The organism is Bradyrhizobium sp. CCBAU 51753, from assembly GCF_015291565.1.
Lineage (GTDB): Bacteria > Pseudomonadota > Alphaproteobacteria > Rhizobiales > Xanthobacteraceae > Bradyrhizobium > Bradyrhizobium ivorense.
Map to the genome: position 1 here is coordinate 6,730,485 of NZ_CP030037.1, position 12,690 is coordinate 6,743,174.

Annotated in this window: 12 protein-coding genes; 9 read left to right on the forward strand and 3 right to left on the reverse strand. The window is 64.4% G+C overall.

All coding sequences use genetic code 11. The features are described from left to right. Positions 1-41 precede the first annotated feature (41 nt). The gene (locus tag XH93_RS30840; RefSeq protein ID WP_194470344.1) at positions 42-1,466 is read right to left on the reverse strand and encodes an FAD-binding oxidoreductase; all 1,425 of its coding nucleotides are present in this window, start codon (positions 1,464-1,466) and stop codon (positions 42-44) included. Positions 1,467-1,598: 132 nt separating this feature from the next. On the opposite strand from XH93_RS30840, the gene XH93_RS30845 reads away from it, so the two are divergent. Continuing rightward, on the forward strand, positions 1,599-2,111 hold the full coding sequence (locus XH93_RS30845) for a thioesterase family protein (protein WP_194470345.1): 513 nt from the start codon (positions 1,599-1,601) through the stop codon (positions 2,109-2,111). A gap of 70 nt (positions 2,112-2,181) precedes the next feature. On the opposite strand, the gene XH93_RS30850 is transcribed toward XH93_RS30845, so the two are convergent. After that, the gene (locus tag XH93_RS30850) at positions 2,182-2,355 is read right to left on the reverse strand and encodes a DUF1328 domain-containing protein (RefSeq protein WP_016846258.1); all 174 of its coding nucleotides are present in this window, start codon (positions 2,353-2,355) and stop codon (positions 2,182-2,184) included. A 278-nt stretch (positions 2,356-2,633) separates the two neighbouring features. On the opposite strand from XH93_RS30850, the gene XH93_RS30855 reads away from it, so the two are divergent. The 6 genes from XH93_RS30855 (at position 2,634) to XH93_RS30880 (ending at position 9,565) form a co-directional block, all read left to right on the forward strand. Continuing rightward, positions 2,634-5,216, forward strand: a complete 2,583-nt coding sequence (locus XH93_RS30855) for an ATP-dependent helicase (protein ID WP_194470346.1) — start codon at positions 2,634-2,636, stop codon at positions 5,214-5,216. Between the two features lie 64 nt (positions 5,217-5,280). Next, positions 5,281-5,694: a hypothetical protein gene (locus XH93_RS30860; protein ID WP_194470347.1), complete on the forward strand. Its 414-nt coding sequence runs from the start codon at positions 5,281-5,283 to the stop codon at positions 5,692-5,694. After that, a complete protein-coding gene (locus XH93_RS30865; RefSeq protein WP_194470348.1) occupies positions 5,694-6,368 on the forward strand; it encodes an OmpA family protein in 675 nt (224 codons plus the stop codon). The genes XH93_RS30860 and XH93_RS30865 overlap by 1 nt, the downstream gene beginning before the upstream one ends. 261 nt (positions 6,369-6,629) lie before the next feature. Continuing rightward, positions 6,630-7,553, forward strand: coding sequence for an ABC transporter ATP-binding protein (locus XH93_RS30870; protein WP_194470349.1), 924 nt, complete (start codon positions 6,630-6,632; stop codon positions 7,551-7,553). Continuing rightward, on the forward strand, positions 7,550-8,311 hold the full coding sequence (locus tag XH93_RS30875) for an ABC transporter permease (protein ID WP_139480115.1): 762 nt from the start codon (positions 7,550-7,552) through the stop codon (positions 8,309-8,311). The genes XH93_RS30870 and XH93_RS30875 overlap by 4 nt, the downstream gene beginning before the upstream one ends. Positions 8,312-8,821: 510 nt before the next feature. Next, positions 8,822-9,565, forward strand: coding sequence for a methyltransferase domain-containing protein (locus XH93_RS30880; protein ID WP_194470350.1), 744 nt, complete (start codon positions 8,822-8,824; stop codon positions 9,563-9,565). Positions 9,566-9,778: 213 nt separating this feature from the next. On the opposite strand, the gene XH93_RS30885 is transcribed toward XH93_RS30880, so the two are convergent. Then, positions 9,779-10,111, reverse strand: a complete 333-nt coding sequence (locus XH93_RS30885; RefSeq protein ID WP_194470351.1) for a hypothetical protein — start codon at positions 10,109-10,111, stop codon at positions 9,779-9,781. Between the two features lie 286 nt (positions 10,112-10,397). Here XH93_RS30885 and XH93_RS30890 point away from each other — a divergent pair, with 286 nt between their 5' ends. Then, positions 10,398-11,225: a L,D-transpeptidase gene (locus XH93_RS30890; protein WP_194470352.1), complete on the forward strand. Its 828-nt coding sequence runs from the start codon at positions 10,398-10,400 to the stop codon at positions 11,223-11,225. Positions 11,226-11,818: 593 nt separating this feature from the next. Next, entirely contained in the window at positions 11,819-12,682 is an 864-nt protein-coding gene (locus tag XH93_RS30895; RefSeq protein ID WP_194470353.1) for an alpha/beta hydrolase, read from the forward strand. Positions 12,683-12,690 lie beyond the last annotated feature (8 nt).

The following is a 12,690-nucleotide window of genomic DNA, read 5'->3' on the forward strand; positions in this document are numbered from 1 at the left end:
CGCGGCCGGCGGGCGCAAATTGCGCGGAAATTGGCGGCGCTTCAGGCCGCGGGGACGATCTTTCCGGGATTGAAAATGTTCTGCGGATCGAGCGCCTGCTTCAGCGCCCGCATCGCGTCGAGCGCCTCGGGGCCGAGCTCGGCCTGCAGATATTTCTGCTTGCCCTGGCCGATGCCGTGCTCGCCGGTGCAGGTGCCGCCCATCGCCTGGGCGCGCTCGACCAAACGGTGCATGAACTCCTCGCCGCGCGCCATCTCGTCCCTGTTGTCGATGTCGCAGACCAGCGAGCAGTGGAAATTGCCGTCGCCGACATGGCCGACGATCGGCGACAGCAGATTGAGCCGCTTCAGATCGTCCTCGGTCTCGGTGACGCAGTCGGCGAGCCGCGAGATCGGCACGCAGACGTCGGTGGCGACCACGCCGATGCTGTCGCCGGGGCGCAGCGCCTTCACCGACCAATAGGCGTCGTGCCGCGCCTGCCAGAGCTTTGTGCGGTCCTCCGGCTTGGTGGTCCAGGAGAAGTCACCGCCGCCGCATTCGGCGGCGATGTCGCGAAAATTCTTCGACTGCTCGGCGACCTCGACCTCGCTGCCGTGGAATTCCAGCAGCAGCAGCGGCGTCTCCGGCAGCGACAGCTTCGAATAATTGTTGCAGGCCTTGACCTGCTCGGCGTTGAGCAGCTCGATCCGCGCGAGCGGGATGCCGGTCTGGATCGCGAGGATGGTGGCCTGGCAGGCGCCGCGCACGGTGTCGAAGGAGCAAGCCGCCGCGGCGATGGTGTCGGGGATGCCGCGCAGGCGGATCGTGAGCTCGGAGATGATTCCGAGCGTGCCCTCGGCGCCAACGAACAGATGGGTCAGATCATAGCCGGCCGACGACTTCTTGGCCCGCGTGCCGGTCGTGATGATCTCGCCGTCGCCGCGCACCACTTTGAGCGCCAGCACGTTCTCGCGCATGGTGCCGTAGCGCACCGCGTTGGTGCCGGAGGCGCGGGTCGAGGTCATGCCGCCGAGCGAGGCGTCGGCGCCGGGATCGATCGGGAAGAACAGGCCCTGGTCGCGCAGATGCTCGTTGAGCGCCTTGCGCGTCACGCCGGGCTGGATCACGCAGTCGAGGTCCTCGGCATGGACCGCGAGCACCTTGTTCATGTCGCGCAGATCGATGCAGACGCCGCCGCCCGGCGCGTTGACCTGGCCCTCGAGCGAGGTTCCGGTGCCGAACGCGATCACCGGCACGCGATGTCTTGCGCAGATCCGCACCACGTCCTGGATGTCGGCGGTTTCCTGCGCCATCACCACCGCGTCCGGCGGCTGGTTTGGCAGCCAGGTGGTGGTATGGGCGTGCTGTTCACGCACCGCCTGCGATGTGACGAGCCGGTTGCCGAACCGCGCCGCCAGCGCGTCGACCGCGCTTTTCAGGGCCTGCGGTTCGGGTCGCGTCACATTGCTCGAAATCGTCGTCGCCACGTCAAAATTCCTCCCGGATTTAGCCGACCGTGGCAAAGCTTGTATAAGGGGTCAAGAGAGCCTGACTTGAAAAAGGCGGCGATGCGGTCGCAGAAAAGCTCATGCTCGAACGCCAGCGAACCGGGATAGACCATGACCTCAGTGACTGCCGCCAGCGAACTGCCGCTTCCGCCCGCCCCGTTCAAGTCCTCGATCATGCAGATCGAGCCGCAATGGATCGACTATAACGGCCATCTCAACATGGCCTATTACAACGTGATGTTCGACCGCGCCATCGACGAGATGTGGCTGCAGCTCGGCATCGGCCCGGCCTACATGAAGGCGCGGCACTGCTCGACCTTCACCGGCGAATGCCATGTGCGCTATTTGCGGGAGATCCATCTCGGCGATCCCGTGCAGGTTTCGGTGTTCCTGCTCGGCGCCGACGAGAAGCGGCTGCATACGTTCGAGGAGCTGCGCCACGCCGAGGAGGGCTGGCTGTCGGCGACCTCGGAAAACCTGACGCTGCATGTCGACATGCAGGCGCGCAAGGTGGCACCGTTTCCGCCTGACATCCGCGCCCGCGTGACGGCGATCGTCGACAGCTACGCGGGCGTGCCCCGGCCCGAGGGCATCGGCCGCAGCGTGGCGATGCCATCGAAATAGCCCGTAGCGTTTTCGAGCGAAGTGGTTCCCGGTTCGCGTGAAGAAAACGCGTCAGAACAGGAGCGCTTCGCTAGACCCGTGTGCGGCCGCGCACCAATCCGACCACCGCCGACACCAGGAACAGGATGACGGCGATGAAGAAGATCGCCTTGGCGATTTCGACCGAGGCGCCGGCGATGCCGCCAAAACCCAAAATGCCCGCGATCAGGGCGATGACCAGAAACGTGACGACCCAGCTCAGCATGATCCAACCTCTGTCTCGTTGCCGTGCGCGGGCCGCAGCCCGGCGCCGTATCTGCTGAGACAATCCGGCGGGGAAACGCAGGTTCCTGGCCGCGAAACCGCGAAATTTTCGCCGATTTCCGGAACCGGGCGCGCTGTGGATTGCTGCGAGGATCGTTCCTGTCGCGCGCGATAAACCTGTCAAAACGGCCGATCAGGCCCTATATGGCCTGCAATCCCTGTTAAGAAGGCTCCCCTTCACCGTCCCGCGGTGCCATCGTGGGCCACAACGATTCGCCTATGACCGAGCCGAGCAAATTGCCCCATCGCGGCGTTCCCGAGCACCAGCCACAGGCTGGCGGCATCGCCGCGCGTGCGCGGGCGGCGGCCGGTGCTCCGCAATATCTGAACGGGCTCAATCCGGAGCAGCGCGAGGCGGTCGAGACGCTCGACGGCCCGGTGCTGGTGCTCGCCGGCGCCGGCACCGGCAAGACGCGGGTGCTGACCACGCGCATCGCGCACATCCTGAGCCAGGGCCGCGCCCGCCCGCACGAGATCCTGTCGGTGACCTTCACCAACAAGGCGGCGCGCGAGATGAAGCTGCGGCTCGGCCAGATGCTGGGCCAGGCGGTCGAGGGCATGCCGTGGCTCGGCACCTTCCACTCGATCGGCGGCCGCATCCTGCGCACCCATGCCGAGCTGGTGCAGCTGAAATCCAATTTCACCGTGCTCGATGTCGACGACCAGGTGCGGCTGCTCAAGCAGCTGCTGCAGGCGGAGAACATCGACGACAAGCGCTGGCCGGCGCGGATGCTGGCCGGGCTGATCGACAGCTGGAAGAACCGCGGGCTGCTACCACAGCAGGTGCCCTCGGGCGAGGCCGCCTCGTTCGGCAACGGCAAGGGCGGCAAAATCTACGCGACCTATCAGGAGCGGCTCAAGATTCTCAACGCCGCCGACTTCGGCGACCTGCTGCTGGAGAACATCCGCCTGTTCCGCGAGAACCCGGATGTGCTGCGGGGTTATCAGAACCGCTTCAAGTTCATCCTGGTCGACGAATATCAGGACACCAACGTCGCGCAGTATCTGTGGCTGCGGCTGTTGTCACAGGCGCCGTCGCGGCCGGGCCGTGCGCTGTCTGAGGTGATTCCGGGAGATGTCACCTCGCCCCGCTTGCGGGGAGAGGTCGGCGCGCAGAGCGCGCCGGGTGAGGGGGAGTCTCCGCAGACTGAGCTCGCGGAGGCAGCCCCTCACCCCGACCCTCTCCCCGTAAAGGACGGGGAGAGGGAGAAGAGTCCACCCAAAAACATCTGCTGCGTCGGCGACGACGACCAGTCGATCTATGGCTGGCGCGGTGCCGAGGTCGACAACATCCTGCGCTTCGAGCACGATTTTCCCGGCGCAAAAGTCATCCGTCTGGAGCGCAACTACCGTTCCACCGGCCACATCCTCGCCGCCGCCTCGCATCTGATCGCGCACAATGAGGGACGGCTCGGCAAGACGCTGCGCACCGAAGACGTCGACGGCGAAAAGGTTACCGTCACCGGCTCCTGGGACTCCGAAGAAGAAGCGCGCGCGATCGGCGAGGAGCTCGAGGAGCTGCAGCGCGCCGGCGAGAACCTCAACGACGTCGCCATCCTGCTGCGCGCCTCGTTCCAGATGCGCGAGTTCGAAGACCGTTTTGTCACCCTCGGCCTGCCCTATCGCGTGATCGGCGGTCCCAGATTCTATGAGCGCGCCGAGATCCGCGACGCGCTGGCTTATTTGCGCACCATCAATTCGCCGGCCGACGATCTCGCCTTCGAGCGCATCGTCAACGTGCCGAAGCGCGGGCTCGGCGACGCCACCGTGCAGATGCTGCACGACCACGCCCGCAAGCGCCGCATTCCCTTGTTCGAGGCGGCGCGCGCGGTGGTCGAGACCGACGAGCTGAAGCCGAAGGCGCGCGGCTCGTTGCGCGATCTCGTGATGCAGTTCGACCGCTGGCGGGCGCAGAGCGAGGTGACGTCGCATACCGAATTGGCCGAGATCGTGCTCGACGAGAGCGGCTACACCGAGATGTGGCAGAAGGACCGCTCGGCGGATGCCGCCGGCCGGCTGGACAATTTGAAAGAACTGGTCCGCTCGATGGAGGAGTTCGAGAACCTGCAAGGCTTCCTCGAACACATCTCGCTGGTGATGGACCGCGACGGCGAGGCCGGCGAGGAAGCGGTGTCGCTGATGACGCTGCACTCCGCCAAGGGTCTCGAATTCGACAACGTATTCCTGCCGGGCTGGGAGGAAGGCCTGTTCCCCAGCCAGCGCACGCTCGACGAACAGGGCCGCGCCGGGCTCGAGGAGGAACGCCGCCTCGCCCATGTCGGCCTGACCCGGGCGCGCCGCCGCGCAAAAATCTATTTCGCCACCAACCGCCGCATCCATGGCACCTGGTCGACCACGATCCCCTCGCGCTTCCTCGACGAGCTGCCGGCGCACAATGTCGAGATCACCGAATCCAAGGGCGGCTCGGGCTGGGGCGGCAGCGGCGGCTATGGCGCCTCGCGCTTCGACAACCTGGAATCCTTCGGCTCGAGCTACTCCACTCCGGGCTGGCAGCGCGCCCAGGCCAACCGCAACCGCGGCGGCGGCGGGCGCAGCGGCGGTTTCGAGGAGCGGCAGTCGTCGTTTTCATCCGGTCACGGCAAGCGCGGCCCGCTGGTGATCGAGGGCGAGCTGGTGGCGAAATCCACCGGTACGGTGTCGGAATTCTCGCTCGACGATCGCGTGTTTCACCAGAAGTTCGGCTACGGCCATGTGGTGAAGATCGACGGCAACAAGCTCACCATCGCGTTCGAGAAGGCCGGCGAGAAGAAGGTTGTCGACAGCTTTGTGGAGCGGGTGTGACAGAGTGGAATTCCCTGCCTCGTGGCACTTGACCCCAGCTAAATTCATGGGTTCAGATGGCCCCATGGTCCGGGGACGTCTTTTCCTTTTTGTCGTCGCGCTCACTGCGCCGTCGTTCGCGGCGGCGGAGACGATGAGCTTTGGCGATGCCGCAGCGCAGCTCGCCAGGATCTGCGGCGCCGACATCACCGCCAATTGCCGCGGCGTCAACCTCGACTCCAACCGCCTCAAGGAGTGCCTGTCGCGCAACCGCGACGTGATGTCGCCGCAGTGCAAGGAAGGCTATCTCTCGACGCTGGACGCGATCCAGAAGCGGATCGCGGCACGCGTCACCGTGGCCAATGCCTGCACCCGCGAGATCGTCAAGGTGTGCGGCGGCTCGACCAAGGAGACCAGCAAGTCGGTGCCCTGCCTCGTCACCGCCAAGGGCGTCAGCCGCAACTGCGCGCAGGCCATCACCGACGCGGGGTATCAGTGATGCGTAGCCTGACGCGAGCGCTGTGCGGCGCCGGTCTCATCGGCGCGCTGCTGCTAGCGGCGCCGCTCGCGCGAGCGCAGACGCAGACCGCCGCCGTCACGCGTGACGACGTCATCGCAAAACTCAATCATTTCGAGACGCCGGCCGAGATCGACGTGCCGGCGCTGCGCCAGCAGGTGCTCGAACGCTCGCGCTCGCGCGGCAAGAACGAGCCGCCGCCGCAGAAGCGGCCGCCGATCGCCCCCGACCTGACCAAGCTGCCGGCGTTCGACGTCGACATCAAGTTCGACGTCGACACGCCGATCGTGCTGCCGGAGTCCTACCAGACCATCGGGCGGATCGCCGACGCGCTGACCCATTCGTCGCTGCTGCCCTACACCTTCCTGATCGTCGGCCATGTCGAATCCGGCGGCCGGCGCGACAACGCCGCGCTGCTGAGCCAGCGGCGCGCCGACGCGGTCCGCGACATTCTGGTCAACACCTTCAAGATCGCGACCAAGCGGCTGCACCCGGTCGGGCTCGGCGAAGAGCAACTGCTCGACCCCGCCCGCCCCAACGGCCCGGCCAATGCGCAGACCCAGTTCCTGACGGTCGCCAAGGTCGCCGACGCCGAGCCGCCCGCGCACCCGGCCCCCGCCGCGGCCGCCAAGAAGCCGGCGAAGAAGAAGCACTGAGCACAGTAGATTTAGGTTGATAAGCGGCGACGTCGGAACTACGTCCCCTCGCCCGCTTTCGGGCCCGTCGCAGGGGGCGCTGCCAAAACATGAAAAACAACCCCATGCAAAGTAGCCGGTGGCGGTCGGCGCAGAATGATTTTTCTGCCCCGCGGGGCGATTGCAGAATGGATTGAGCGTCCCTATCTGCGCTTGGCCCCCATTTCCCGCCCCGCCGGGCTCAGTTCCGCGCGCCCCATCCCTTACGGCTATCGACCCTGCATGTCGCCGATCATCTCCGTTTCCAATCTTTCGAAGACCTACGGCTCCGGGTTCAAGGCGCTGAACAACATCAATCTCGGGATCAACCGCGGCGAGATCTTTGCGCTGCTCGGACCGAACGGGGCCGGCAAGACCACGCTGATCAGCATCATCTGCGGCATCGCCAATCCGAGCCAGGGCAGCATCTCGATCGGCGGCCACGACATCATCAAGGATTATCGCGCGGCGCGCTCGATGATCGGGCTGGTTCCGCAGGAGCTGCACACCGACGCCTTCGAGTCGGTCTGGGCCACCGTGAGCTTCAGCCGCGGCCTGTTCGGCAAGCCGAAGAACCCGGCCCATATCGAGAAGGTCTTGAAGGACCTGTCGCTGTGGGACAAGAAGGACAACAAGATCATCACGCTGTCCGGCGGCATGAAGCGCCGCGTGATGATCGCGAAAGCGCTGTCGCACGAGCCGCAGATCCTGTTCCTGGACGAACCCACCGCCGGCGTCGACGTCGAGCTGCGCAAGGGCATGTGGGAGGTTGTGCGCACGCTGCAGGCCTCCGGCGTCACCATCATCCTGACCACGCATTACATCGAGGAAGCCGAGGAGATGGCCGACCGCATCGGCGTCATCAACAAGGGCGAGATCATCCTGATCGAGGACAAGGCGACCTTGATGCAGAAGCTCGGCAAGAAGCACCTGACCTTGCAGCTGCAGCACAAGCTCGATGCGATCCCCGAGGCGCTGGCCGTCTACAAGTTGGAGCTGTCCGGCGACGGCCGCGCCGTGACCTATGACTACGACACCAAGGGCGACCGCACCGGCATCACCAGCCTGCTCAACGATCTCCGCAATGCCGGCATCCGGATTTCAGATTTGGACACTACGCAGTCCTCACTCGAGGATATCTTCGTCAGCCTCGTGAGGGCGCCATGAACTACCGCGCAATCCGGGCCATCTATCTGTTCGAAATGGCGCGCACCTGGCGTACGCTGCTGCAGAGCATCGTCTCGCCGGTGGTCTCAACCTCGCTGTATTTCGTGGTGTTCGGCGCCGCGATCGGCTCGCGCATCACCGAGGTCGAGGGCGTCAGCTATGGCACCTTCATCGTGCCTGGCCTCGTGATGCTGTCGGTCTTGACCCAGAGCATCGCCAACGCCTCGTTCGGTATCTACTTCCCCAAATTCGCCGGCACGATCTACGAGATCCTGTCGGCGCCGATCTCCTATCTGGAGATCGTGATCGGCTATGTCGGCGCCGCCGCCACCAAGTCGATCATCCTCGGCCTGATCATCCTGGCGACTGCCGGACTCTTTGTTCCGTTGCACATTAATCATCCGGTCTGGATGCTGACCTTCCTGGTGCTGACCGCGGTCACCTTCAGCCTGTTCGGCTTCATCATCGGCATCTGGGCCGACGGTTTCGAGAAGCTGCAGATGATCCCGATGCTGGTGGTGACGCCGCTGACCTTCCTCGGCGGCAGCTTCTACTCGGTGAACATGCTGCCGTCGGGCTGGCGCACCATCACGCTGTTCAACCCGGTGGTCTATCTGATCTCCGGCTTCCGCTGGAGCTTCTTCGAGATCGCCGACGTCAGCGTCGCGGTGAGCTTCGGCATGACCATCGGCTTCCTGGTGGTCTGCATGTTCATTGTGGCGTGGATCTTCAGGACCGGATACCGCCTGAAGAATTGATTTGCGAAAGCGCCGATGGGTAACGGGCTCTTACCTCCCCTTGAAAAGGGGAGGTCGCTTTGCTCGCCAGAGCAAAGCGGGTGGGGATGGGGTCGTCGCCGTGCTGGACGAGAACCGGCGGGTTATCAGCGACGGCGTGCAATAGATATTGCAGAAGCAGTCTGGCATCGGCTGGAAATCGCGCTCCTACTGCCGCACCAAGGAAGCGCTGATCCGCCGCTACGGCGGCGGCACGCCCGAACTCGATGCGCTGCCGACCGCATCGCGCCGACCACCGACATGCAGGAGGCGGCGGAGTGATCCGGCGCGAGTGGGCTGAGGCGCGTTCGGGGCGCGCTACGTACAGAGTCAATGCCTCCCGAGAAATCCCCCGGGATTGAGCGAACCACGTCCGGCTGCAGTCGTGAAGGAATAATCAAACTCATTGAAAATGGAAGACGCCGCGTAGCGGCCTCATTTGTACGGGAAGGTAACAGCACGCAGTAGCCTTATCGTTCTGGAAGTAACAGAATGGCTACCAGATTTTACCAAGATAGCTACTACGCTCGTCAGCGCGCTGGCTCACGCGCGAGCGCAAGCGTCATCCTACCGATAGTATTCGACTTCGTTAAACCCAAGACGCTCGTCGATGTCGGCTGCGGCGTCGGTACTTGGCTTTCCGTAGCAGGCGATCTGGGCGTTACGACATTAATCGGAGTCGAGGGCGCTTGGGTCAAGGATGTTACGACAGAGCCCGGCAACCTGACTGTCAACGTTTGCGAACTAGATTCCTATATTGTACTGCCACCAGATCTCCCGGCACGGTACGACTTGGCACTATGTACGGAAGTTGCCGAGCACCTGCCGGAAAAAAGATCGACATCTCTTGTCAACGATCTTTGCGCCCTCTCTGACGTCGTCCTCTTCAGCGCAGCTATTCCGGGCCAAGGCGGCAGCGGGCACATCAATGAGCAATGGCAGGGTTATTGGGCGGAAAAGTTTCGCGCTCACGAGTTTTATCCTTATGACGTTGTCCGACCAAGAGTGTGGAACAATGCGACGGTTGAGCCGTGGTATCGTCAAAACATGCTTTTCTATGTGAGTAAGAAACTCGCTAGCACGATGAAGGGTCTGCAACCCTCGGAGATGCTCAACGTCATGCACCCTGAGTTGTATGGATGGAAGCACCCGCCCGGAATCAGATACCTGCTGCGCGAACTTCCACCCGCAATCAAAAGACTGGCCAACCGGCGGCTCGGAAGAGCCGCTTCCTAAGCACGTCATCGGGCGTGCTCAACAACCATACCGGCGGCTACTGGGAGGATGAAGGTTACAACTGGTTGTCCGGCCCGATCTCGCCCTGCTCGAAGTCGGACAGGAAGATGCCATCCACGCGCCTTGCCAGCAGCGAAGCGCAATCCGGGAAGGTCCATCCGCGGATAGCGCGGCCCCGGATTTCGCTTCTCTTCATCCGGCTACGGGTGCGCGCTACCGATAGCAGTAGAAATGCCCGTGGCGGTAATAGCCGCGGCAGCGGTGGCCGCGGCGCCAGCCGCGATCCGGAATCCCGAACACACCCTTGACCGCGCCGACGGCACCGCCGACGCCGGCGCCGATGGCGCCGCCGACCACACCGCCGACCGGACCGGCGGCCCGGTTACCTTCATAGGCGCCTTCCTGCGCGCCGCGGACGATACCCTGGGTGTGGCCGGCATGAGGTATCGCCAGCAGCGCGAGCGCCAGCGCTGCGGCCGCAAGCAGGAGCCGCGCGGAAAGGCCGGCGGGAGGCACGGCCGCGGTCTTAACCTTGGTATTGTTCATCTCGATTCCTTGAAACGCGGCGCAAACGCGGCGCGAACGCGCCGCCCGGCGGGATTGTGAAACGCCCATGCGGCCAAATGGTTGCGTGGTGACGGCCAATTGAGGCCTGCTCGCGAAAAAGTCAGGACCCGGCGCCCGGCGCGCCCGGCTTCGGCCTTGTTTGCGCCGCGGCCCCGATTAACGATGGCCGGGTCCGCCACTGGAACCAAGTTCCGATTCCATGCATAGTGGTTGCCGGGGACGGAGAGCCGCGGCGTTGCGATCAGGCCTGGAGGCCAAGGGTAAAATGCGTTCGTTCCTCGTTGCTCTCACGTCCGTGATGCTTTTCACCGCCGGTGCCGCGCAGGCCAAGGTCGATATCACCATCGACAAGGACAACCAGCAGATGACCGTCGCGGTCGACGGCGTCGCGCGCTATCACTGGCCGGTCTCCAGCGGCATCCCGTCGCGTGAAACGCCGAACGGCACCTTCCGCGCCTTCCGCATGGAAGAGGATCACTACTCCAAGGAATTCGACGACGCGCCGATGCCGCACTCGATCTTCTTCACCAAGATCGGGCATGCGATCCACGGCACCGACTCGGTGAACCGGCTCGGCACCCCGGCGTCGCATGGCTGCGTGCGGCTGTCGCGCGCCAACGCCTCGACACTCTACGCGCTGGTGCAGAAGGAAGGCGTGCTCAACACTACGGTGACGCTGACCGGCTCGTCGCAGGTCGCGCTGGCGCGCAATCCGCGCGGCACCGCAGTGGCCCGCCGCGCGCCGCAGCAGCTCGATCAGCAAACTGCCACCGCCGGCGATCCCGTCGTGCTGACGCCGCAGCCGCGCGAATATCCGGCGCAGGCCCGCGCCGACGACGGCTACATCTATCCGGCCGACGGCAGCTCGAGCGACCAGCGCTATCCGGCGCCGCGCCCCACCCGCCGCGTCTACGACGCGCAAGGTTATGGTCAGCAAGGCTACGGCCAGCAGGGCTACGGCCAGCAGGGCTACGGCCAGCAGGGCTACGGCCAGCAGCCATATTACACCAACGACAGCTACGTGCCGGCGCCGCAATATTACCAGCCGCAGCCGCGGAGCTATTACCAGCCGCGCGGCTACTATCAGAACTGAATCCCATCTCACTGCGTAGCCCGCATAAGCGCAGCGACATGCGGGGCCGCCCCGGATGTCGCTCCGCTCATCCGGGCTACAGGTCTTCTCCTTCCCCCTGAAAGGGGGAAGGTCGGGATGGGGGTCAGCCGCAGGCTCCGCTCCAAGTGGAGAGAGCAGATCCCCACCCGCTTTGCTCTGGCGAGCAAAGCGACCTCCCCTTTTCAAGGGGAGGTGGGAGCCCGGATGGAGCGCAGCGCAATCCGAGGCCGGTCTCTCCGCGGATAAACCGCCCCCGGATTTCGCTGCGCTCCATCCGGGCTACACGCTGAGATGCACCTCGCCTCACCGCGTCGCCCGCTTGAACCAACGGGACAGCGCTCCCGCGGCTGTCCGATATCCGCTTCCGAACCCGCTTCACCGGTTTGTGACCCTTCCCGGTCCCCGGCGGGTTCCGGGACCGGGGCTTGTCGTCGCGCCGTCATCCGATTGTAAAATTAGCCCGATATTTCGCCGGAACAGCGCCCGCTCGGCCTCTTTGGGCCGTTTCACGCGACGTGCCTGATGATGTCAGAGCCAGAGCGCAGCCACGTTACGCAGGATCAGGGGTCACAATGAAACGGGGCATCGTCGTCCTTTGTCTGTGTGCCATGGCGATCGCGGCCTATTTCTCGGCAGACCGCTGGGCCATCCGCCGCACCGAGATGACCTTCAACGACATCCTGCGCGAAGACCGCAACGTGACGGTCGAGGTCGCAGTGCGGCGCGACCGCGAGATGCAGGCGATGGCCGACATGATCGAGCTGCCGGTCGCGATCCTCAGTCACGGCAACACCGTCAAGCACACCGAGTACTCGTTCCTCACCAACGTTTTCGCCTCGCGCGGCTACCTCGTCGTCAGCATCCAGCATGATCTCGATACCGACGCGCCGATGGTGACCAAGGTCGGCGAGGAATATGTCGGCCGCCGCATGCAATACAACCGCGGCGCCTTCAACATCATGTGCGCGATCGATGAGCTCAAGAAGCGCTATCCCAACGCGGACTTTCGCCACCTGACCCTGATCGGCCATTCCAACGGCGGCGACATCTCGATGTTCTTCGCCAAGCAGCATCCCGAGCTGGTCAAGAAGGTGGTGACGCTGGACAATCTGCGCGTCCCCTTCATCACCGACGGCAAGATCAAGATCCTGTCGTTCCGCTCCAAGGATCCGCACTTCAAGGCCGACCCCGGCGTCGTTCCCGACGATGACACCGCCGCCAAGGCCGGCATCAAGGTGGTCAGGACCGAGTTTCAGCACAACGATCTCAGCGATCGCGGGTCCGACAGCGTCAAGTCGTCGATCCAGACCTCCGTGCAGCAATTCCTCGATGAGGATGAGCCGCCGTCGACGATCCCGCTGTTGACAGCGGCGGCGCCGAGCCCGGCCAACGCAGCGCCGGGCCCGGTCGACTCGGCGCCGGCCGAGAAGAAGTAGCGGGCAAT